Origin of the sequence: Tatumella sp. JGM94 (assembly GCF_018257595.1) — a bacterium.
GTDB classification, from domain to species: Bacteria; Pseudomonadota; Gammaproteobacteria; order Enterobacterales; family Enterobacteriaceae; genus Tatumella; species Tatumella punctata.
Window position 1 is genome coordinate 106,921 of record NZ_JAERJN010000005.1, and the last position, 23,278, is coordinate 130,198.

A 23,278-nucleotide genomic window follows, 5' to 3' on the forward strand; every position below is an offset into this window, starting at 1 on the left:
ATTTCAGCTAAAATAGAAAGCTACGGAAGATTCTCAATGACTGATACGCGTTAATCTGAAACTGACATGACCAATACAGGGTTATTGTGTAAATAACACAAACCATATCACTGTGAACAGCGGGCATGTAATTCTGACCGCGGATAAAAAAATAAGTTTAACTGTCTGCTGAATTTTTATTACGGATACAGCAACTGGTTTTTATTTTATTAAAAACTGACATTACAACGGAGACAAACCTTAGTCAGTGTTTATCCGGATGATAAAGGCTGATAGCTTATAGTATGTACCCTGTTTAAGCAGAGCGCCAGACTGACTGCCCAAAACCGTCATTTTAAACTAAAGCTACCACCTGCAGCCTGAATCTATCAATAAAGACTTTTCTTAAAATACAACGAAGTTAAACGGCCTTACACGCTGCAATTAAAATTACACAATACAGATCTGGTTGTGGTTGTTTATATTTCACAGTTACAAGCTAAACACCGGGCTGTGCCGTGACTTCGGCAGTTTACCCGACATCTGCTGCCAGCGGAAGACTATGATATTTAGATACACTTATTTTCTTTATTTCACCGCTCTCAATGCTTAATATGTAATGTTATAACGTTATTTTGTCATGCCATGGTGTTCTATGATAAGCAGTCCATTACTCTGTTCCGCATTACTGCGTTTATTGATGGCCAGCGGGGTGATCTGTGTTTTGATTATCGCCGTAAGCTGGGGTGTGAACGGATGATCAGGTTTAATGCCTGCCAGGCAGGCTACGGGAAGCAGGTGGTGACACCGGTGGTCGACGGGGAAATCCTCCCCGGAACGCTGACGGCACTGGTCGGTGTGAATGGCTGTGGAAAATCTACCCTGTTAAAAACAGTGGCCGGATTATTACCGGCGGTTTCCGGTGAATGCAGGGTATCACTGGCGCGGAAAAAAATTGGCTGGCTTCCGCAGCGTAGCGAATTAGAACGGCAGTTTCCGTTAACCGTTTTCGAACTGGTGGCTATGGGGTGCTGGCCGGCAACCGGGTGGTTTCGTGGCATCAACCGTCAGTTACGCCACCAGATTATGCAGGCTCTGGCGGCAACAGGTATGGAAAATTTTGCAGATGCAAGACCGGCGATGTTATCCGGCGGGCAACTGCAGCGGGTTTTATTTTCGCGTTTACTGATGCAACAGAGTGAATTATGGCTGCTGGATGAACCTTTCAGTGGTATTGACCAGCAAACTATCATTTCACTGATGACATTAATTCATCAGCAGCAGCGCTCAGGAACCACCATTGTGGTGGTATTGCATGACCAGCGACTGGTTGAGCAGAATTTTCGTCAGGTATTATCGCTGGAAGGAGAGAATGCCTGCTGGTATAGCTCTGAAAGTGAGCAGCAAGGGACATTGCGTTTATGTTGTTAGTTCAGCCTTTTATCGAATTTGCTTTTATGCGCAAAGCACTGGTTGCCTGTGCTGCTATTGCGATCAGTGCCACCCCGCTGGGGGTATTTCTCTCTCTGAGGCGGATGAGCCTGGTGGGCGATGCCCTTTCTCATGCTGTATTACCCGGCGCCGCGTTGGGATATCTGATTTCCGGACTGTCACTGGTCGCCATGGGGATTGGCGGATTGATCGCCGGGCTATCTGTTGCCCTGTTATCCGGGGTCGTCAGCCGTTTTACTCCGTTAAAAGAAGATGCCAGCTTTTCCGGATTTTATCTGGGTGCACTGGCACTGGGCGTGACTCTGATTTCATTGCGCCGCTCAGGGGTTGATTTATTAAATGTGCTTTTCGGTTCTCTGCTGGCAGTTAATAGTCAGGCACTGATTATGGTGGCTGCTATTTCTGCGGTCAGTCTGCTGGTCCTGGCGGTGATTTACCGTCCGCTGGTGATTGATGCATTTGATCCGCATTTCCTGCAGATGCAGGGCAGGTGGCATGCTCCGCTGGTGCACGGTATTTTTCTTATTCTGGTCGTGATGAATCTGGTGGCCGGATTTCAGATCCTCGGGACGTTAATGTCTGTCGGGTTAATGATGCTGCCGGCAGCAAGTGCCAGATTCTGGAGTCAGCGGCTGGAAAAAATACTGCTGACCGGTATTTTTATTGCCATTCTCTCTGCGTGGTTAGGTTTATCTGCATCATGGTATCTGTCTTTACCTGCAGGCCCTGCCGTTATTTTATGTGCCACAGGGTTTTTCTTTATTTCGGTATCTATTGGTCCCTGTGGCGGGATCTTCCGGCGTACCGCGGGCTGATAATTACAGGAACATCTGATGAAAAAATTGATTCCGGCCTTACTGGCTTGTTGCGCTGTTTTTACTCCGGCAGCAATGGCCGGTACCGTCCACGTCGTCGCCAGCTTTACAGTACTGGCAGATATGGTCAGGCAAATTGGCGGGCAGTATGTTGAGGTTAAAAGCCTGGTCGGGCCGGACGGCGACCCTCATACCTTTGAACCGGCACCACAGGACAGTGTTGCTCTGGCTAAGGCCGATGTGGTGGTAATCAGCGGATTAGGTCTTGAAGGCTGGATGGAACGTCTGATCCGGGCATCCGGTTATCAGGGGAAAGTGATTGTTGCTTCTCAGGGGATTACTCCGCTGACCATGACAGAAAACGGCAATAAGGTGACGGATCCCCATGCCTGGAATAGTATGGCTAACGGGGTGATTTATGCGCGTAATATCAGTCAGAGTCTGCAACAGGCAGACCCGCAGGATGCTGCTGAGATCCGGCGACAGGGGGATGCCTATATCCGGCAACTGGAAAGTCTGGATCATTGGGCACAGAGTAAATTTGCCGCTATTCCGGCCAGTAAACGGCTGGTATTAACCAGTCATGACGCCTTTGGCTATTTCGGCGACCGTTACGGGGTAAAATTCGTCTCGCCGATTGGCTTTAATACTGATGAAGAAGCCAGCGCATCCGGTGTGGCGGCCCTGATTAATCAGCTAAAAAGTACCGGCATTCATCGCTACTTTATAGAAAATCAGACCGATCCACGGCTGGTTCAGCAAATTGCCGCCGCAGCCGATGCTACTCCCGGCGGAGAACTGTACCCTGAAGCGTTATCTGACGGGCGAGGACCGGCAGCGACTTATCAGCAGGCTTTCCGTCTGAATGTCGATCAACTGCTGAAAAGTATGCAGTAACTGCGCCTGTAAAAAAGCGGCCTTTAGCAGGCCGCTTTATATCGTGTTCAGCGTTTCTTTTTTCTGCCCTGGACAGCGTTAAAGCGCGGGTTTGATTTACAGATCACAAATACCCGGCCATGGCGACGGACCAGTTTACAGTCAGGGTGTCGCTGTTTTGCAGACTTCAGGGAACTGAGTACCTGCATATCTGTTACTCCGCGGTTTTACTTCCCAGGAAACGGCCGTAACGCTGCTGGAATTTGGCGGCGCTGCTGTCCTGAGAAATAGTTTTCTGTTTGCCCGTATAAAAGCTGTGAGACGCTGAAGAGACGTCTAAGGTGACATATGGGAAAGTTTCCCCCTGGTATTCAATGGTCCGTTCGGTTTTGATGGTTGAACCGACCTTAAAATATTCATTCGCTGATGTATCGTGAAACACTACCGGGCGGTAGTAAGGATGGATATCTGGTTTCATTACTGCCTCTTAATTGTTATGTTATAACATAACTACATTATGGCGATGACCACGGATGAAGGCAAGTGCTAAAAACGATTGTTTTACAGCATCAGGGGGGAGTGACTGAATTAAAGGAAAAAAAAGAGGCTGCATCTGCAGCCTCCTGAGTGTGTTTTACCGGAAACGGTTATTTCTCTGTGTGTTGTTCCGTGGTTTTACTGTTGCCAAAACGGCGGCGAACCACAACAAAGAACACCGGAACCAGGAAGATAGCCAGGCAGGTTGCGGTAACCATACCACCGATAACCCCGGTACCTACTGCATTCTGGGAGCCGGAACCTGCACCGGTACTGATGGCCAGTGGCAGTACCCCAAGGATAAAGGCCAGTGAGGTCATCAGAATTGGGCGCAGACGCATACGTACGGCTTCCAGGGTCGACTCAATCAGTCCTTTACCGTCTTTATCCATCAGGTCTTTAGCAAACTCAACGATCAGTATGGCGTTTTTCGCTGACAACCCGACGGTAGTCAGTAGTCCGACCACGAAGTACACGTCATTACTTAATCCCCTGAGAGTGGTGAACAGCAAGGCACCAATAATACCCAGCGGAACCACCAGCATGACAGAGAACGGGATAGACCAGCTCTCGTACAGTGCTGCCAGGCACAGGAACACGACTATCAGCGAGATAGCATATAACGCCGGCGCCTGGTTACCTGACATCCGTTCCTGATAAGACATACCGGTCCACTGGTAACCGATACCGGCAGGCAGTTTCGACGCCATTTGCTCCATCAGTGCCATGGCTTCACCAGAGCTTTTGCCTGGTGCCGGCTGTCCGAGGATTTCCATTGATGGTAAACCGTTATAGCGCTCCAGGCGTGGCGAACCGTATTGCCATTTCGCCGAAGAGAAGGCAGAGAAGGGTACCATCTGTCCGCCGGAGTTACGCACGTACCATTTATTGATATCGTCCGGCAGCATACGATCGCTGGCCTGTGACATCACATAGACTTTTTTCACGCGACCGCGGTCAATAAAGTCGTTGACGTAACTACCGCCCCAGGCAGAGCCCAGTGTGGTATTGATATCAGAAATAGATACGCCAAGTGCGTTAGCTTTTTCCTGATCAATCATCAGTTTGTACTGCGGTGTATCTTCCAGCCCGTTAGGGCGGACACCCACCAATACATCCGGATGCTGGGCAGCCATACCTAACAACTGGTTACGTGCTTCAGTCAGTTTTTCATGGCCCAGGTTTGCCTGGTCGATAAGTTCAAAGTCAAACCCGGTGGCATTACCCAGTTCGATAATTGCTGGCAGGTTAAACGGAATAACAAAAGCATCTTTGATCTGACCTAAAGCGGCCATTGCCCGTCCGGCAATCGCCGGTACCTTATTGTAACTGCCGGAGCGTTCATCCCAGGGTTTCAGGCTGACAAAGGCAATACCGGTGTTTTGTCCGCGGCCGGAGAATCCGAAACCGTTAACCGTAAACACAGACTGCACATTATCTTTCTCTTTGGTCAGGAAGTAGTTGGTGATCTGATCCATGACCTTCTGAGTACGTTGCTGGGTGGCTCCGGCCGGTAACTGCGCCTGGGCCAGCAGCAGGCCCTGGTCCTCATCCGGCAGGAAGGAACTTGGCAGTTTGGCAAATAACCATACCATCCCGACAACAATGACCAGGTAAACCACCAGATAGCGCCCGGTACGGCGAATAATGTGGCTGACACTGTTAACGTAGTGGTTAGTACTCTTGTCAAAAATACGGTTAAACCAGCCAAAGAAACCTTTGTCTTTGGCATGATCACCGGGTTTCACCGGTTTCAGGATAGTTGCACATAATGCAGGCGTCAGAATTAAGGCAACCAGCACTGACAGCACCATCGCAGAGACAATAGTGATGGAGAACTGACGGTAAATAACCCCGGTAGACCCGCCGAAGAAAGCCATCGGGATAAATACGGCCGACAGAACCAGTGCGATACCGACCAGTGCTCCCTGAATCTGTTCCATCGATCGTTTGGTGGCTTCTTTCGGGGGGAGCCCTTCTTCAGCCATCACACGTTCGACGTTCTCCACCACCACGATGGCATCATCCACCAGCAAACCGATGGCGAGTATCAGCCCGAACATCGTCAGGGTATTTATCGAGTAACCGAAAGCATTCAGGATGGCAAAGGTACCCAGTAATACCACAGGAACCGCGATCGTCGGGATCAGCGTTGCGCGGAAGCTCTGCAGGAACAGATACATGACCAGGAACACCAGCACGATAGCTTCGAACAGGGTTTTTACCACTTCAAAGATAGAAATCTTAACAAATGGCGTGGTGTCATACGGGTAAACGACTTTCAGGCCGTGGGGAAAGAAAGGTTCAAGCTTAGTCAGCTCTGCTTTCACCGCAGCCGCAGTGTCCAGCGCATTCGCCCCGGTAGCCAGTTTAATCCCTAAACCTGCAGCAGGCTTGCCATTATAGCGGGCGATAACTTCATAGTTTTCCCCCCCCAGTGCAACCTTCGCCACATCTCCCAGCGTCACCCTTGAACCATCGGTGTTAACTTTTAACAGGATTTTGCTGAATTCTTCAGGAGAGGTCAGCCGGGTCTGGGCAATGATTGATGCATTAAGCTGCTGACCAGGCACGGCAGGAGTACCACCTAACTGTCCGGCCGCTACCTGGGCGTTCTGGGCTTTAATTGCAGCAATAACATCAACCGGAGTCAGCTGATAGTTATTCAGTTTTGCCGGGTCCATCCAGATACGCATCGCATACTGGGCGCCGAACAGCTGGGTATCACCTACCCCGGGAGTACGGCTGATAGGATCCTTAATGTTGGATGCCACATAGTCGGCAATATCATTCTGGTCCATGCTGCCGTCAGTGTTGACGAAGCCGGCAACCATCAGGAAACTGCTGGAAGACTTCTCAACGCTGATCCCTTGTTGCTGTACTTCCTGAGGCAGTAATGGCGTTGCCAGCTGAAGTTTGTTCTGTACCTGAACCTGGGCGATATCCGCATCGGTTCCGGCAGAGAATGTCAGGGTTAACTGCAATGTCCCGGAAGAGTCACTGCTGGAAGACATATACAGTAAACCATCAAGCCCGTTCATATTTTGTTCTATGACCTGGGTAACGGAATCCTGTAAAGTTTTTGCATCAGCACCCGGGTAAGTTGCCTGAATCTGAATGGCCGGAGGAGCAACCGCAGGGTATTGCTCAATCGGGAGATTCAGAATCGACAACGCGCCCGCCAGCATCACAATGATGGCGAGGACCCATGCAAAAATCGGGCGATCGATAAAGAACTTAGCCATGAATCAGTGGCTCCTGTTAATACGAAAATTTTTCAGAGAATTACTGTGCATTACTGTCAGAGGTCGCGTCTGGTTTCACTTCCTGTGGTGTGACCTGAGCACCTGCTCTGGCACGCTGCAGGCCGACAGTAATGACTTTGTCACCGGATTTCAGTCCCTGAGTCACCAGCCACTGATCGCCAATGGCCTGGGCTGCCGTTACCTGACGGACTTCGACCTTATTATCACTGCCAACCACCATCGCCGTTGCCTGTCCGGTCGGAGTACGGGTTATGGCTTGCTGTGGTACTAACAAGGCATCAGGGTTGGTCCCTTCTTCCAGTCTGGCGCGGACAAACATACCGGGTAACAGTGTATGGTCAGGGTTCGGGACAATTGCCCGTAAAGTAATGGAACCGGTGGTCTGGTCAACAGTGACGTCGGAAAACTCCAGAGTCCCGGTATGCTTAAAGACAGAACCGTTATCCAGAACCACAGAGACTTTAGCTTTGCCATTGACCTGCTGTAACTGGCCGGATGCCAGCTCGGAGCGCAGGCGCATAAACTCATCACTCGACTGGGTAACATCGACATACATCGGGTCCAGTTGCTGAACGGTTGCCAGCGCAGTGGTCTGACCATTCTGCACTAACGCACCTTCAGTCACAGAAGATTTACCGATACGCCCGGAAATAGGAGAGCTGACTTTGGTATAGGCGAGGTTAATACGGGCCGATTCTACCGTGGCTTTTGCTGATTGTACTGCGGCAGCATTTTGTGCCGCGGTGGCAACCGCCGTATCATAATCCTGCTGACTGATATATTTGGTGCCAAGTAATGGCTGATAGCGGCGTACGGTCAGATTAGCGATACGGGCATTCGCCTGAGCTTTGGCTAAATCACCGAGGGCACTGTCATACGCGGCCTGGTAGGTTGCCGGGTCAATCTGATATAACGACTCCCCGGCCTTGATATTACTTCCCTCAATGAAATTACGTTTCAGGATAATACCGGAAACCTGCGGACGAACTTCCGCGACCCTGTAGGCCAGCGTACGGCCTGGCAATTCAGTGGTAATGTTCAGAGGGGCTGTTTGTAACGTAACCACACCTACTTCCGGGGCAGCCTGCTGACCGGATTGTTGTGTGTTGTTATCACACCCGGTGAGTGCCACGCTCCCGGAAAACATCAGGATGGCCGCCAGAGGTGACAATCCTCTGTTCTTTTTCATAAATAAACCTCTAAGTATCCGGAATTGATCGAGCCACAGCCCTGAAGTATAGCGGTCTGTAGCTGTGTAATTATACAAACCATGTTATAGTACATATATACATGAATGTATGTAAATCCTTATATTGCCCTCTGGCAGGGTATATAACCCCTGATCCTATAAAGACAAACTTTCTATGGCACGAAAAACTAAAGAACAGGCGCTGGAAACCCGAAATCAAATTCTTGATGCTGCGCTCCACTGCTTTTCCACACACGGGGTGTCTTCTACCTCCCTGTCAGATATTGCAACCCGGGCGGGGGTAACACGCGGGGCGATTTACTGGCACTTCAAAAATAAAATCGACATCCTTAATGAGATCTGGCTGCAATGTGATGAGCATCTGGATGAACTGGAACTGGAATATCAGAAACAGTACCCGGATGATCCTCTTGCACAGATGAAAGCTTTACTTGTCACACTGTTACAATCTACGGTGAAAGATCATTCACGGAGAGCATTGATGGAAATTATATTCCATAAATGCGAGTTTGTCGGGGAAATGGAAACATTCCAAAAAATACAGCAAACCGTGTTATTGGAATGTTACCCAAAGATCGAAGCTTCATTACGTAAATGTGTATCCGCAGGTCAGCTTCCCGAAAAACTCAACACCCGCCAGACCGCAATTATTATGCGCAGCTATATCAACGGACTGATGGAAAACTGGTTATTTACACCGGCGAGTTTCGACTTAGAAAAGGATGCGCCAGAGCTGGTCGAAGCTTTTATTGATATGCTTCGTTTTAGTCCGGCGCTACAGAAATAAGCCGATGACACCAGTTGTTTTATCCCGCTGGTATCGCTTTCTGTTCTTCATTATCCCGCCTGGCGATATAATCCTTTTTGACAATTTCCAGGGCACTTAGCACCACCTGTGCCGGTACCTGGTTTTGTTCCAAAAGCATAATTAAATCAACAGCAAGTTTGACCTCTTCAGGTGCAGATTCCAGCGACATAAAGTTAACCTGTTATGTAAAAAAGTGATTTACCGGTATGTGCGATCAACCGGGGTTAATTGATATTGCCGGTCATTGTTACCCCTGCCGGAATTAAGGAAAAATACAGGCAAGGCGGTGTCTGATGGTTAACCATGGCCTTTCCGGAAACCGGGTCACAGACACCTTGCGGGCAGCCCCTGAGAACAGTGACCAACTATAGCCAGTCAGGCTGATGCATTTCAATATCGGGAGGAGTTAATTACGCAGGGATGCCTGCCAGTGGCTCTCACGTAAAGCGTGACGACAGCGGGCCAGACGCTGCTCAAGGACAGAGATATGTTCTGCAATAAGCTGCTGTTGTTGCAGGGTATCGGCGGTATTCAGTTGCTGTTCCTGTTGTTCTATCATCTCGCACAGGCGTGCTTCATAGCCACGTTGTTGCTGATATTTATCAAACCAATAGCTGGCGCTGGTCGCGGGCGCGGGCTGACGACTGTCCAGACTACTGAGTTCCCGTTGCATGGCCTGGCACTGATCAACCATCCGTTGTGATAACCATTGAAAAGGGGGCGACTCACTATCAGACATTGCTTGCAGGGCCAGCAGATGGCAGCGAATTTGCTGAATATAGTCCAGTAATCGGTGGCCGCGATCAGCAAATAACAGGGGGTCAAAACGTTTTTCCCGGCAAACAGGATTACCTGCCAGCTCCGCCTGCTGCTGTAACTGTGCTAATAAGCGCCTAAACTGGGTGATAACTTTTTCTTTCTTCATGTTCTTTATTTATGTCCGGGATGACCTGTTAGCAAAATGACTGGCGCAGCAATGATAACTGCCGGTCACTGACACTGTCGCAGTTATTTCCCGGGAGGCCTTCCCGCACAGAGCGATTGCTTATCAGACAGGGAGTGATTATTGTAATCAGACGTCCCCGGGTGCTGAAAGGCAGTATAAAAAAGCACAAGTCGGGTGTCTGAGGTTGCAATTGTTTTGCAGTTTGCTTAGATTTGTCCGTTTTCGTGTGCAGTCCCCCCGAATATAACGTTACCGGCCAGCTTATTTTAGCGGACCGGCCGGGTCTGCGCGTTACTGAGAATTCACCAGGCGTACCATTATGAGCGTAACTGAGCAACAGCTTGAATCGATTAAAAACAGCATTAAAAGTGTTCCCGACTATCCGAAACCAGGGATCCTTTTCCGTGATGTTACCGGACTGCTGGAAGATGTAAAAGCCTATTCAGCGACCATTGATCTGCTGGTTGAGCGTTATCGTGGCAAAGGTATTACTAAAGTTGTGGGTACCGAAGCCCGTGGTTTTTTGTTTGGTGCTCCGGTGGCTTTAGGGCTGGGTGTAGGTTTTGTTCCGGTACGTAAACCCGGCAAATTACCCCGTGAAACCTACCGTGAAGAATTCACTCTTGAATACGGTACGGATGTGCTTGAAATGCATACCGATGCAGTGAAACCAGGCGATGTGGTACTGGTTGTCGATGATTTGCTGGCGACCGGTGGTACCATTGAAGCGACTGTAAAACTGATCCGTCGTGCCGGGGCTGAGGTACATGATGCGGCTTTCGTGATTAATTTATTTGACCTCGAAGGGGAGTCCCGTCTGGAAGCGATGGGTATTAACTGCTTCAGCGTGGTTAACTTTCCCGGCCACTGAGTTACCTGTTCCCCGTATCTGCCTGTGACCTAAACTTATAGGCAATGGGCCGGGTGGCTGATACACTAGGCAGCGCAATAACGGGGCCGGAATGTCCCGTTATCCGCCGCTATAGATTCGAGATGCAGTGGCGCCAGATTGGGGTGCTGCATGATGTGTTAACCCTATCCAGTGACTAAAATTCCATGAGTTATCAGGTTCTTGCGCGAAAGTGGCGGCCTCAGGTTTTTGCTGATGTTGTCGGCCAACAGCATGTTTTGACCGCGCTGGCCAATGGTTTGTCATTGGGCAGACTCCACCACGCTTATCTTTTTTCCGGTACCCGCGGCGTGGGAAAAACCACCATTGCCCGGCTGCTGGCCAAAGGGCTGAATTGTGAGCAGGGCATTACTGCCACACCCTGTGGTCAGTGTGAAAACTGCCGTGAGATTGAACAGGGGCGGTTCGTTGATCTGATTGAGATCGATGCGGCTTCCCGGACTAAAGTCGAAGATACCCGGGATCTGCTGGATAATGTGCAATATGCACCGGCCCGCGGACGTTTCAAAGTTTATCTGATCGATGAAGTACATATGCTGTCGCGGCATAGCTTTAATGCGTTACTGAAAACGCTGGAAGAGCCGCCGGAGCATGTCAAATTCCTGTTAGCCACCACTGATCCGCAAAAATTACCGGTGACCATTCTCTCCCGCTGCCTGCAGTTTCACCTGAAAGCACTGGATGTGGAACAAATCAGTCAGCAGCTGACCCATATTCTCAGCCAGGAACAGATCCCCGCAGAGGCCAGGGCATTGCAGTTACTGGCGCGTGCAGCTGATGGCAGTCTGCGTGATGGCCTGAGTCTTACGGATCAGGCGATTGCCATGGGGCAGGGTGCTGTGACCACCGATACTGTTGCTGCGATGCTGGGGTCACTGGACAGCAGTCAGCCACTGGCCTTAATTGAAGCTCTGGCCAGCGGCGAGGCTGAGGCGATGATGGAGCAGCTGCAACAAGCGGCCAGCCGAGGTGTAGAGTGGGAAGTGCTGCTGGTAGAAATGCTGCGTTTGTTACATTGCATCGCAATGCTGCAACTGTTACCGGGCACACTGAATGAAGAGTTTGTTGCCAGTGAGCAGCAACTGCGTGAACTGGCGAGAAAATTACCGCCGGAAGAAGTACAGCTTTATTATCAGACATTGCTGATGGGCAGGAAAGATCTGCCACTGGCCCCGGACCGTCGTATGGGGGTGGAAATGACACTGCTGCGTGCGCTGGCTTTTCATCCGCTGGCGGTGACTGAACCTCGCAGCGCTGAGCCGTTCAGGGGGCCTCAGACAGCGGCGTCTGTCGCCGTATCAGCACCCGCGGCCGCTTCCCCGGTGGCCTCTGTGACCGGCAGCCGGCCGCAACAGAGTACGGAACCGGAGAAAACACCGGCGAAAGCAGATACCACCAGCCAGCTATTACAGGCCCGTACCGAGCTATTGCGCAGGGGGGCCTCCGGCGCAAAAAAGACTGAGCCGGCGGTGCCTGACGCGCAGCCGGCGCAGAGTGCACTGCAGCGACTGGCCGCAGTGACCGGGCAGGGACGCCAGGCCCGGTCAGCCAAAACGTCCGCGGGCAGTCAGCCGGAGAAAAAAGAAAGTTACCGCTGGACGACCCGGCAACCGGAGACAGAGAGTACTCAGCCGGTGGCGACGCCGAAAGCATTACGCAGCGCACTGGAACATGAAAAAACACCGGAACTGGCTGCCAGACTGGCGGATGAAGCACAACAGCGTGATGCATGGGCCGCAGAAATTGCCAGCCTGACACTGCCGAAACTGGTTCAGCAACTGGCGCTGAATGCCTGGAAGCAACAGCAGGGTAATGCCGTGTCTCTTCATCTGCGTTCGTCCCAAAGTCACCTGAATTCGCCTTCAGCCCGTAAGGTGCTGGCGGAGGTTTTATCTGCCGCGGCAGGTGAAACGGTTGAACTGACTATCGAGACCGATGATAATCCGGCAGTACTGACGCCACTGGAATGGCGGCAGGCGATTTATGAAGAAAAGCTGACGCAGGCGCGCCAGTCGATGGTCAATGATCCTTATATCAGGACATTGCAGACGTTATTCGATGCGGATCTGGATGAGGAAAGCATCCGGCCCGTGTAATCATGCTGCAGGTCATCATCAGGATGGCTGTGGCCTAAGCAGAGAGAGAGAACTATGTTTGGTAAAGGTGGTCTGGGCAACTTAATGAAGCAAGCCCAGCAAATGCAGGACAAAATGTCTCAGGTTCAGGAAGAGATCGCTGCACTGGAAGTGACCGGAGAGTCCGGCGCTGGTCTGGTAAAAGTCACCATCAATGGTGCACATAACTGCCGCCGTGTAGAAATTGATCCAAGCCTGCTGGAAGATGACAAAGATATGCTGGAAGACCTGGTTGCTGCGGCATTTAATGATGCAGCGCGCCGGATTGAAGAGACCCAGAAAGAAAAAATGGCGTCGGTATCTTCCGGTATGCAACTGCCTCCCGGCTTTAAGATGCCATTCTGATGCAGACAAGCCCGCTGCTGGAATCCCTGATGGAATCCCTGCGTTGTCTGCCCGGTGTCGGGCCTAAGTCAGCGCAGAGAATGGCTTTTCACCTGTTACAGCGAGATCGTAGCGGCGGGATGCGTCTGGCGCAGGCGCTGACCCGCGCGATGTCGGAAATTGGTCACTGTGCTCACTGCCGGACATTTACCGAGCAGGAGATGTGTACTATTTGCACTAATCCACGGCGTCAGCAAAATGGAGTCATCTGTGTGGTGGAAAGCCCGGCGGATATCCATGCTGTGGAGCAGACCGGCCAGTTTTCCGGACGCTATTTTGTCCTGATGGGGCATTTGTCGCCATTAGACGGTATCGGGCCCGGTGATATCGGGCTCGATCTGCTGGAACAACGGTTGCAGAACGAAGCCATTACTGAGGTGATTCTGGCGACCAACCCGACCATTGAAGGTGAAGCTACCGCCAATTATATTGCCGAACTTTGTCGTCAGTATTCGGTGGAAGCCAGCCGCATTGCTCACGGTGTCCCTGTCGGCGGTGAACTGGAAATGGTTGACGGTACGACCCTGTCACATTCTCTTGCCGGGCGGCAAAAGTTCAAATATTAATCACTTGCTGATGTTCCTGTTGAACATCAGCTTGAAATTCTGCATATCATCCCCATCTAACATCCAGACATTAGTTAATCCTGATTTTTGAGGTATCAATGACAATGAAAGGACAAGAGACTCGTGGTTTTCAGTCAGAAGTAAAACAACTTTTGCAGCTGATGATCCATTCGCTCTACTCAAACAAAGAGATCTTTTTGCGCGAGCTTATTTCTAACGCCTCTGATGCGGCAGATAAGCTTCGTTTCCGTGCCCTGTCTGACGCCGGCCTGTATGAGGGGGACGGTGATTTACGGGTCCGTATCTCAACAGACAAAGAAAAGCGCACTCTGACTCTGAGTGATAACGGTATCGGTATGAGCCGTGAGGAAGTTATTGACAACCTGGGGACCATTGCTAAATCAGGTACCCGTGCTTTCCTTGAGTCAATGGGCTCTGATCAGGTAAAAGACAGCCAGCTGATTGGTCAGTTCGGGGTGGGCTTCTACTCGGCATTTATCGTTGCCGATAAAGTGACTGTCCGTACCCGGGCGGCAGGTGCACCTAAAGAAGACGGTGTGTTCTGGGAGTCTGCCGGTGAAGGTGAGTACACCCTGGCCGATATCGAGAAAGCGGATCGTGGTACCGAAATTACCCTGCACTTGCGTGAAGGTGAAGACGAGTTCCTCGACAGCTGGCGGGTGCGTAATATTGTCAGCAAATATTCTGACCATATCGCGTTACCGGTTGAGATAGAAACCAAAGATGAAGAGAACGATACAACCCACTGGGAGAAGGTGAATAAAGCTCAGGCTTTGTGGACCCGTAATAAGTCAGATATTACTGACGAAGAGTATAACGACTTCTATAAACATATTGCCCATGACTTCACCGATCCGCTGATCTGGAGCCATAACCGCGTTGAAGGTAAACAGGAATATACCAGCCTGCTGTATATCCCGGCCCAGGCGCCATGGGATATGTGGAACCGTGATCATAAACACGGACTGAAACTGTATGTTCAGCGTGTATTTATCATGGACGATGCAGAACAGTTTATGCCGAACTACCTGCGTTTTGTCCGCGGTCTGATAGATTCAAACGATCTGCCGCTGAACGTATCCCGTGAAATTCTGCAAGACAGCCGTGTTACCCAGAGCCTGCGCAGTGCTCTGACCAAACGTACCCTGCAGATGCTGGAAAAACTGGCCAAAGATGATGCCGCCAAATACCTGCAATTCTGGAAAGCGTTTGGTCTGGCACTGAAAGAAGGTCCGGCCGAAGATTCATCGAATCTGCCGGCAATTGCTAAACTGTTGCGCTTTGCATCGACCCATAACGACAGTTCAGAACAGACAGTGACTCTGGAAGACTACATCAGCCGGATGGCGGACGGTCAGGAGAAAATCTATTACATCACTGCTGATAGTTACGCTGCTGCGAAAAACAGTCCGCATCTGGAATTGTTCCGCAAAAAAGGCATCGAGGTGCTGTTGCTGTCTGATCGCATCGATGAGTGGATGATGAGCTATCTGACGGAGTTTGATGGTAAATCTTTCCAGTCGGTCAGCAAAGCCGATGATTCACTGGATAAACTGGCCGACGAAGAAACCGACCAGCAGAAAGAAAGTGAAAAAGCACTGGAACCTTTTGTTGAACGTGTGAAAACGCTGCTCGGTGACCGGGTGAAAGACGTGCGCCTGACCCACCGTCTGACGGATACCCCGGCGATTGTGGTGACTGATGCCGATGAAATGAGTACCCAGATGGCGAAGCTGTTTGCAGCTGCAGGCCAGGATGCACCGGAAGTTAAATATATCTTTGAAATTAATCCGGACCATCCGCTGGTGAAACAGGCGGCAGAGACCACTGATGATGCCCGTTTTGCTGACTGGACTGAATTACTGCTGGATCAGGCCCTGTTCGCTGAACGCGGGTCACTGGATGATCCTAACCAGTTTATTCGTCGTATGAACCAGTTGCTGCTGGGATAATTCGCCTCTTCAGGCCATTATTCAGATAACGGCAGTCAGATAGCGCACCCTTATACCGGGTGCGCTTTTTTTTTGACGTCTTTCTGTGTTCGTGGTGAGCAGGTATAAAGCCGCAGAGATGGAGGGAGATCTGTATCCCGTCGGATGTTACGCATAACAAGCCGTCTTTCTGTACAGTTCCCCTTGTTTAGCAGGCTGACAGCCGCTCCTCTCCTTGTGGAGAACCGGACATAATGGTATGTTTTTGCCCTTCTGAAAGTTTATTAAACGCGATTCGCAAGAGGTATTACGCAATGCGTATTATTTTGCTCGGTGCTCCGGGTGCAGGTAAAGGAACTCAGGCTCAGTTCATTATGGAGAAATACGCTATTCCGCAGATTTCTACCGGTGATATGTTACGTGCGGCAGTCAAAGCGGGCACGGAGCTGGGGCTACAGGCCAAAGCCATTATGGATGCTGGCAAGCTGGTAACAGATGAACTGGTGATTGCACTGGTTAAACAGCGTATTGCGCAGGACGATTGCAAAGCAGGTTTTCTGCTGGATGGCTTTCCCCGTACTATCCCGCAGGCAGATGCGATGAAAGAGGCCGGTATTGCTGTCGATGTGGTGCTGGAATTTGCGGTACCTGACGATATCATCGTTGACCGTATTATCGGTCGCCGTGTACATGCCCCTTCCGGACGCGTTTATCATGTCAGCTACAATCCGCCGAAACAGGAAGGGATAGATGACGTGACCGGTGAAGCACTGACAACCCGGAAAGACGATCAGGAAGAAACTGTCCGTCAACGGCTGGTGGAATACCATCAGATGACCGCGCCGCTGATTGCTTATTACAGCAAAGAAGCAGCAGAAGGTCGTACCCGCTACCAGAAAATTGACGGTACCCGTCCGGTATCTGAAGTCAGTAACCAGCTGGCAACTATCCTCGGGTAATCCCTGTGCGGGCCGGATCTGCCGGTTCGCAATCTTAACGATAGCAGCAATTGCTTTTCCCTTCGCCAGGATCCGCTACAATATCCCCTTCACTGTATCAGCCTATTATCAAGGAATTACTATGAGGCAAGATAAGCCGGGCGTACTGCTGGTTAATTTAGGCACGCCTGATGCACCAACGCCATCTGCAGTAAAACGTTACCTGAAGCAATTTCTCAGTGATAAGCGGGTAGTTGATGTACCGCGGCTCATCTGGTGGCCTGTATTAAATGGCGCCATTCTGCCGTTACGTTCACCGAGGGTGGCAAAACTGTATGCCTCTGTCTGGATGGAGGAAGGTTCACCGCTGATGGTATACAGCAAACGTCAGCGCGATGCTCTGGCAGCAAAAACCGATATGCCGGTTGCCCTCGGCATGAGTTACGGTAATCCCTCGCTGACCAGTGCTGTAGAACAGTTGCTGGAGCAGGGTGTGACACGGCTGATTGTATTGCCGCTCTATCCGCAATTTTCTTCCTCAACGGTTTCAGCGGTCTGGGATGCCCTGTACCGGATTTTCCTGCCGCGCCGCAGCATGCCGGATATTCAGTTTATCCGTGATTATGCGACCCACCCCGGTTATATCGCGGCCCTGAAAGCCTCGGTGGAGCGGTCATTTGCTCTGCACGGTCAGCCGGATGTACTGCTGCTTTCCTTCCATGGTATACCGCAGCGCTTTGCGGACCAGGGCGATGATTATCCGCAACGCTGTGAGGATACGGCCCGTCAGCTGCGTGACGCTCTGGGGTTATCAGAACAGCAACTGATGATGACTTACCAGTCGCGTTTTGGTCGCGAGCCATGGCTGATGCCTTATACGGATGAAACGGTGAAGTCTTTACCCGGTAAAGGGATCCGTCATATTCAGGTGATGAGCCCCGGATTTTCAGCCGACTGCCTGGAAACGCTGGAGGAAATTAACGAACAGAACCGTGAATTCTTTCTGCATGCCGGCGGCGAGAAATTTGAATATATTCCGGCACTGAATGATGATGATTTGCATATCGACATGATGTTGCAACTGGTCAGCCAGTACCGATGAAATATCCGTTAATCGCCGGGATTATGCTAGTATTCGCGCTTTATTCCTGCGATTAACAGAAAAACATGAAATTTCCCGGTCAGCGTAAGTCTAAACATTATTTCCCGGTCAGTGCCAGAGACCCGTTATTACAGGCCGCACCGGCCGATTCAGAAACCACATCCCCGGTGGTAGGTATTGACCAGATTATGGTGGATATCGAGGCTAAGGTTGATGACAGCTTTATCGAACGGTACGGGCTAAGCCGCGGACACTCGCTGGTGATCGAAAATGATGTGGCTGAAGCGCTTTATCAGGAACTGTTTAACGGACAGCTGATCAGTCATCAGTTTGCCGGTGGTACTATCGGTAATACACTGCATAACTACTCGGTGTTGTCTGATGATCGTTCAGTACTGCTGGGGGTGATGTGTAACAATATCAGGATCGGTGATTACGCTTACCGTTATCTGTGTAATACCTCCAGCAAAGTCGATTTAAACTATCTGCAGGGTGTCTGTGGCTCTATCGGCCGGTGCTACACCCTGATTGGTGAACATGGCGAGCGTACCTTTGCCATCAGCCCGGGGGATATGAATCAGCTGCAACCGGAAAGCATCACTGAACAGGTGATTGCAGATGCCTCTGTACTGGTGCTGACATCCTACCTGGTACGGGCAAAAGAGGGTGAACCTATGCCTCAGGCCACCATGAAAGCGATTGAATATGCGAAAAAGCATCAGGTGCCGGTGGTTCTGACCCTGGGGACACGCCACGTGATTGCCGATAACCCGCAATTCTGGCGTGATTTTCTGCGTGATCATATTTCGATTGTGGCAATGAATGAAGATGAAGCCTGTGAACTGACCGGAGAATCAGATCCTTTGCTGGCGGCGGATAAAGCACTGGAATGGGTTGATTTGGTACTCTGTACCGCCGGCCCCGCGGGGCTGTATATGGCCGGCTTTACCGAACAGGAAACCCGGCGAAAAACTAATCTGCCATTACTTCCGGGAGCAATTCCGGAGTTTAACCAGTACGAATTCAGCCGTGGGATGCGTCGTCAGGACTGCCGGCAGCCGGCAAAGATATATTCACATATTGCGCCTTATATGGGCGGTCCTGAAAAAATAATGAATACTAACGGAGCAGGGGATGGTGCTCTGGCGGCGGTATTACATGATATTTCGGCAAATAACTATCACCGTCAGAAAGTCCCGAACTCAAGTAAACATGTGCAGCAGTATCTGACCTATTCTTCTCTGGCTCAGGTCTGCAAATATGCAAACCGGGTCAGCTATCAGGTACTTAACCAACACTCACCACGCCTGAGCCGTGGTTTACCGGAACGTGAAGACAGCCTGGAAGAAGCTTACTGGGACCGCTGATCAGTATCTGCCCGTCAGCCCATACCGCGGGCTGACGGGCAGGGTATCAGATAGCACATTCTCTTAACGGTTGCTGTTCGATATCCGTTTCCAGAATATCCAGCATGCTATTGGCAATTTCCCGCTCGCCCATAATCACGCGGTTTGCGCCGTGTTCCAGAATGTAGGTCACCTCATCGTCATAATGGGCACGGGCAATAATGGCAATATCCGGCCGTTTTTCCCGTGCTGCCGCAATAATCTCTCCGGACTCGTAACCATTCGGAATGGTCAGCAATAGCCAGCGGGCACAGTCAAGGCGGGCCACATCCATAATTTCACTGCGGGCCGCATTCCCCGAGACTGCGGGAACTCCCTGTTCACGAACTACCTCGACGCGAGCCCTGGTTGTTTCTATGACCACCACCGGAATGCGCAGATTCTGTAATTTCTGGCACAGAAGGCTGCCGACACGTCCGTACCCTACGATAACCGCATGGTCGCAGATTTCCAGCGGCACCATAGGCTCTTCTTCTTCAGAGACCGGCTGGGCCGGATCGACCTGCTGTTCTGTTTTCATCAGATAGCGTTCGGCCAGCGAGAACATCACCGGGTTGATCATAATCGACATGATGGCTGCTGCCAGTACCAGGTTACGCCCATCGTCGTTCAGTAGTCCGAGCGATACCCCCAGTCCGGCGAGGATAAATGCAAACTCACCAATCTGCGCCAGGCTGACAGAGATTGTCATCGCGGTACGCCGGGTATGGCCGAGCCAGGTGACCAGCAGCCAGGCAGCCACGGATTTCCCGAACAGAATAATTGCCAGGGCACCCAGTACCGCCAACGGCCTTTCTATCAGGATATGCGGGTCAAACAACATGCCGACCGAGACAAAGAACAGCACCGCGAAGGCATCCCGCAGCGGCAACGTATCATGGGCCGCCCGGTGGCTGAGTTCAGACTCATTAAGGACCATTCCGGCAAAGAATGCACCCAGCGCAAAGGAGACATCAAAAAATTCGACGGCACCGAAAGCGATGCCCAGGGCCAGAGCCAGTACTGCGAGGGTAAACAGTTCCCGTGACCCGGTCGCGGCACTTTTTGCCAGAATCCACGGGACGGCGCGGCGGCCAAAGACGATCATAATCACCATAAAGGCCACGACTTTGCCGATGGTGATCATCAGATCCCATAACAGCAGGCTGACGCTGGCATTCCCCTGTTCCATCATGCCTGCGATAGCCGGTAACAGCACCAGAGTTAACACCATCACCAGGTCTTCGACTATCAGCCAGCCGATGGCAATACGTCCGCGCTGGCTGTCAACCAGCTGACGTTCTTCCAGCGCCCGCAACAGTACAACGGTACTGGCCGTAGATAAGCAAAGCCCGAAGACCAGCCCGGTCATCAGGCTCCAGCCGAGGGCGTAAGATAGTCCCATCCCCAGTAAAGTAGCGACAATAATCTGCGCAATAGCTCCGGGGATGGCGATACCCTTTACCGACATCAGGTCTTTAAGAGAGAAATGTAACCCGACGCCGAACATCAGCAAAATGACGCCCAGTTCTGCCAGCTCCGGGGCCAGGTTTGTGTCGGCAACAAACCCGGGGGTAAAGGGACCCGCCAGCACGCCTGCCAGTAAATAACCGACCAGCGGAGAAAAACGGAGCTTATTAGCCAGCATGCCGAGCAAAAAAGCCAGCACCAGTGCGCCAACAATAGTGGTGATCAAAGGGGTGGAATGGTGCATTGTCTCTCCTTAATGGCCTGGCAATCCCTGCTCCGGCCGCGGACGATGGGGCAAATCAATCGATAAAATAAAAAAGGGTTATTTATCAAAAATAGCAAAAAAAACCATAATCAGGTGGAAAATTACGCTTCTTTATACAAAATAGTTAATTTTTCAGCATTAACAATGAATAACAAATAGCGTGGCGGAAAGCAGACTAACGAAAATCAGGCGTAAGGACAAACAGCGCCTGCGAAAGATGAGAGATTGATGATATTTTTTTGATTTATGAACAAAGCGGCAGATTTATACAATCATTAATTCAGCTGATAAACAGAAAACCGGCGGCCATAAAACTATTTTCTGTGTTGCCCGCAGCAAAGTTACCCGTTTTTCCTGCTCCGGGGAAAGCTGATATCAGCTTTTGCTGCAGGCATTGCTGGCCCGCTCTGCATCAGCGGTTACTGCGACGCACCAGAATTGCGTTTATCAGTTTATCCCAGCACCAGTTAAACAGATAAGTATAAGGCAGATAGAACAACAGAAAGCCAATATCCAGCATCAGCGAAGACAGCAGGTCCAGACTCAGCATCATTGCGGTGACCGGAACCGCAAATACCACAAAACCGCCTTCAAAACCGACCGCCTGTACTATACGTACCGCGGGGCTGCGCGGATTCTGTGGCGGATAAAACCGGTCAAAAAAGATATTAAAAATCAGGTTCCAGATCATCGCTGACAGGGACAAAACGATAGCCGTCATGCCGATCCCGGTAACAGGTTTATTCATAATCCATGCTGCGCCGGGGATGGTAATCAGTAAGGCAAAAAATTCATAATTAATGGTATGTAATAAACGCTCAGTCGCTGAACGGGTACGCATTTTTATTCACTCCGCAAAGATGTAACGCATATTTTCACAGGATGTACAAAAAGGGTAAAATGACTAAGTATCGTAAAAACCGATAGGTCAGAATATGCGTTATTCACCGGAGTCACTCGAAGCCTTTGTTCAGACGGTATCCAGCGGGTCGTTCTCTGCGGCGGCCCGCTACTTAGGAAAAAGCCAGTCAACCATCAGCGCAGCAGTGGCCCGGCTGGAAGATGATATGGGGTTCTTATTATTCGAGCGTAGCGGGCGGCAACCGGTACTGACGGAAGAAGGCTTACGGGCCCTTGCCCGGGTAAAAGATATTTTGGCTGCCAGCCGCAGACTGGATGACCTGGCTATCCGGCTGTCACGGGGTATAGAACCGCGGCTGACCCTGGCTATTTCAGATGTCTGGCCGGCAGATCACCATGAGGTATTACTGCACCGTTTTGCGGACCGTTTTCAGGATATTGAGTTCGAATGTATGGTCGCGGAAGACGACGATGTGCTGGATTTATTACAGACCGGTCGTGCGCATCTTGGTGTTGTCCGTGAGCAACCTGCGCTGTCCCCGGAACTGGAGGCACGACGCTTGCAGGTACTGGTAAAAATGGGCATTTATATACACCATCAACACCCGCTCGCGGCGGAGACGTCATTAACCGGCCCGAGGCTGAAACAGGTACGCCAGTTACGGCTGAATACCTGGATCCGTCCTGCGGAAAATAAAGCGGAGGGGCAGTCATGGTCTGCATCTTCTTATCTGTTACTACTGGATATGGCAGAACAGGGCTTTGGCTGGAGTACTTTGCCCTGCTGGATGGTTCGGCAGTTCGGACGTGGTGTATTGCAGGAGCTGCACCTGGCAGGCTGGCAGCAGGAAAGCCGTATGGATGTGATCTGGTCAACCCGCCATCCGCCGGGACCTGCCGGCTACTGGATGATTGACCAGTTATGTCAACAGAAAGATTAATCGTGACGGGCAATATCTGCAAAGGATGCGGTCAGTAACGCGGCCAGATCCGCCGGTGCCAGTGAAATGTCCAGACCGCGCTTACCGCCGGAAATATATATTTCCGCCTGTTGTGAGGCACTCTGATCAATCACGGTCGGCAGCCGTTTTTTCTGACCCAGCGGGCTGATCCCCCCGACCAGATAACCGGTTACCCGCTGTGCGAGTTGTGGATCGGCCATATCCGCTTTTTTTGCTGACAGAGCTTTGGCGACTTTTTTCAAATCCAGTTGTCCCGACACCGGAGTAACCGCTACCGCGAGATTTTTACTCTCACCGTTCAGGCTCACCAGCAGTGTTTTATAGACCTGCGAAGGATTGAGTTGCAGTTTACGCACCACTTCATCCCCAAAACTGGTTTCATTACTGTCATGGTCATAGTGGTGGATAAGAAATTTAATCTTCTGCTTTTCCAGCAGATTGATAGCGGGGGTCATAACG

The 23,278-nt window shown here is 51.0% G+C and carries 22 protein-coding genes; 13 read left to right on the top strand and 9 right to left on the bottom strand.

Features of this window, described 5'->3' with window-relative positions:
• Positions 1-735 precede the first annotated feature (735 nt).
• The 3 genes from JK216_RS05415 to JK216_RS05425 are packed head-to-tail and all read left to right on the top strand — an operon-like array spanning position 736 to position 3,143.
• The gene (locus JK216_RS05415; protein WP_212707972.1) at positions 736-1,410 is read left to right on the top strand and encodes an ABC transporter ATP-binding protein; all 675 of its coding nucleotides are present in this window, start codon (positions 736-738) and stop codon (positions 1,408-1,410) included.
• The gene (locus tag JK216_RS05420; protein ID WP_212707957.1) at positions 1,401-2,246 is read left to right on the top strand and encodes a metal ABC transporter permease; all 846 of its coding nucleotides are present in this window, start codon (positions 1,401-1,403) and stop codon (positions 2,244-2,246) included. The genes JK216_RS05415 and JK216_RS05420 overlap by 10 nt, the downstream gene beginning before the upstream one ends.
• An 18-nt stretch (positions 2,247-2,264) precedes the next feature.
• Positions 2,265-3,143 carry a zinc ABC transporter substrate-binding protein gene (locus JK216_RS05425; protein ID WP_212711081.1) on the top strand — a complete coding sequence of 293 codons (879 nt, stop codon included), beginning with the start codon at positions 2,265-2,267 and terminating at the stop codon, positions 3,141-3,143.
• A gap of 47 nt (positions 3,144-3,190) precedes the next feature.
• Here JK216_RS05425 and ykgO read toward each other — a convergent pair whose 3' ends face one another.
• From ykgO to JK216_RS05445, 4 genes are all read right to left on the bottom strand, one after another.
• Complete coding sequence (gene ykgO, locus JK216_RS05430) at positions 3,191-3,331, bottom strand: type B 50S ribosomal protein L36 (protein WP_212707959.1); 141 nt, start codon at positions 3,329-3,331, stop codon at positions 3,191-3,193.
• A gap of 5 nt (positions 3,332-3,336) precedes the next feature.
• Positions 3,337-3,600, bottom strand: a complete 264-nt coding sequence (locus tag JK216_RS05435) for a type B 50S ribosomal protein L31 (protein ID WP_212707960.1) — start codon at positions 3,598-3,600, stop codon at positions 3,337-3,339.
• 169 nt (positions 3,601-3,769) lie between these two features.
• A complete protein-coding gene (locus JK216_RS05440) occupies positions 3,770-6,904 on the bottom strand; it encodes an efflux RND transporter permease subunit (protein WP_212711082.1) in 3,135 nt (1,044 codons plus the stop codon).
• 40 nt (positions 6,905-6,944) lie between these two features.
• Entirely contained in the window at positions 6,945-8,114 is a 1,170-nt protein-coding gene (locus JK216_RS05445) for an efflux RND transporter periplasmic adaptor subunit (RefSeq protein ID WP_212707962.1), read from the bottom strand.
• Positions 8,115-8,289: 175 nt separating this feature from the next.
• Between JK216_RS05445 and acrR the strand changes: the two genes are divergently transcribed.
• Positions 8,290-8,922, top strand: coding sequence for a multidrug efflux transporter transcriptional repressor AcrR (gene acrR / locus JK216_RS05450; protein ID WP_212711083.1), 633 nt, complete (start codon positions 8,290-8,292; stop codon positions 8,920-8,922).
• A gap of 19 nt (positions 8,923-8,941) precedes the next feature.
• On the opposite strand, the gene rsmS is transcribed toward acrR, so the two are convergent.
• Positions 8,942-9,112, bottom strand: coding sequence for a pleiotropic regulatory protein RsmS (gene rsmS, locus JK216_RS05455; RefSeq protein ID WP_212711084.1), 171 nt, complete (start codon positions 9,110-9,112; stop codon positions 8,942-8,944).
• Positions 9,113-9,349: 237 nt separating this feature from the next.
• Positions 9,350-9,868, bottom strand: coding sequence for a primosomal replication protein PriC (gene priC / locus JK216_RS05460; RefSeq protein WP_212707965.1), 519 nt, complete (start codon positions 9,866-9,868; stop codon positions 9,350-9,352).
• A gap of 340 nt (positions 9,869-10,208) precedes the next feature.
• Here priC and apt point away from each other — a divergent pair, with 340 nt between their 5' ends.
• From apt to JK216_RS05500, 8 genes are all read left to right on the top strand, one after another.
• A complete protein-coding gene (gene apt, locus JK216_RS05465; RefSeq protein ID WP_212707966.1) occupies positions 10,209-10,760 on the top strand; it encodes an adenine phosphoribosyltransferase in 552 nt (183 codons plus the stop codon).
• A 185-nt stretch (positions 10,761-10,945) separates the two neighbouring features.
• Positions 10,946-12,895, top strand: coding sequence for a DNA polymerase III subunit gamma/tau (dnaX, locus tag JK216_RS05470; RefSeq protein WP_212711085.1), 1,950 nt, complete (start codon positions 10,946-10,948; stop codon positions 12,893-12,895).
• 54 nt (positions 12,896-12,949) lie between these two features.
• On the top strand, positions 12,950-13,279 hold the full coding sequence (locus tag JK216_RS05475; protein WP_048911719.1) for a YbaB/EbfC family nucleoid-associated protein: 330 nt from the start codon (positions 12,950-12,952) through the stop codon (positions 13,277-13,279).
• Complete coding sequence (recR, locus tag JK216_RS05480) at positions 13,279-13,884, top strand: recombination mediator RecR (RefSeq protein WP_212707968.1); 606 nt, start codon at positions 13,279-13,281, stop codon at positions 13,882-13,884. Before JK216_RS05475 ends, recR begins: the two co-directional genes overlap by 1 nt.
• Before the next feature lie 98 nt (positions 13,885-13,982).
• Positions 13,983-15,857 (top strand): molecular chaperone HtpG, encoded by a 1,875-nt coding sequence (gene htpG, locus JK216_RS05485; RefSeq protein WP_249212906.1) that lies wholly within the window; start codon positions 13,983-13,985, stop codon positions 15,855-15,857.
• Between the two features lie 293 nt (positions 15,858-16,150).
• Positions 16,151-16,795, top strand: coding sequence for an adenylate kinase (gene adk / locus JK216_RS05490; RefSeq protein WP_212709044.1), 645 nt, complete (start codon positions 16,151-16,153; stop codon positions 16,793-16,795).
• A gap of 121 nt (positions 16,796-16,916) precedes the next feature.
• Positions 16,917-17,876: a ferrochelatase gene (hemH, locus tag JK216_RS05495; protein ID WP_212709043.1), complete on the top strand. Its 960-nt coding sequence runs from the start codon at positions 16,917-16,919 to the stop codon at positions 17,874-17,876.
• A gap of 65 nt (positions 17,877-17,941) precedes the next feature.
• Positions 17,942-19,243, top strand: a complete 1,302-nt coding sequence (locus JK216_RS05500) for an inosine/guanosine kinase (RefSeq protein ID WP_212709857.1) — start codon at positions 17,942-17,944, stop codon at positions 19,241-19,243.
• A 46-nt stretch (positions 19,244-19,289) separates the two neighbouring features.
• On the opposite strand, the gene ybaL is transcribed toward JK216_RS05500, so the two are convergent.
• A complete protein-coding gene (gene ybaL, locus JK216_RS05505) occupies positions 19,290-20,975 on the bottom strand; it encodes a YbaL family putative K(+) efflux transporter (protein WP_212709041.1) in 1,686 nt (561 codons plus the stop codon).
• A 433-nt stretch (positions 20,976-21,408) separates the two neighbouring features.
• The gene (locus tag JK216_RS05510) at positions 21,409-21,837 is read right to left on the bottom strand and encodes a PACE efflux transporter (RefSeq protein WP_212711086.1); all 429 of its coding nucleotides are present in this window, start codon (positions 21,835-21,837) and stop codon (positions 21,409-21,411) included.
• A 94-nt stretch (positions 21,838-21,931) separates the two neighbouring features.
• On the opposite strand from JK216_RS05510, the gene JK216_RS05515 reads away from it, so the two are divergent.
• Positions 21,932-22,798, top strand: coding sequence for a LysR family transcriptional regulator (locus JK216_RS05515; RefSeq protein WP_212709039.1), 867 nt, complete (start codon positions 21,932-21,934; stop codon positions 22,796-22,798).
• Here the strand turns inward: JK216_RS05515 and ybaK are convergent.
• Positions 22,795-23,274 (bottom strand): Cys-tRNA(Pro)/Cys-tRNA(Cys) deacylase YbaK, encoded by a 480-nt coding sequence (gene ybaK / locus JK216_RS05520; RefSeq protein ID WP_212709038.1) that lies wholly within the window; start codon positions 23,272-23,274, stop codon positions 22,795-22,797. The genes JK216_RS05515 and ybaK overlap by 4 nt on opposite strands.
• Positions 23,275-23,278 lie beyond the last annotated feature (4 nt).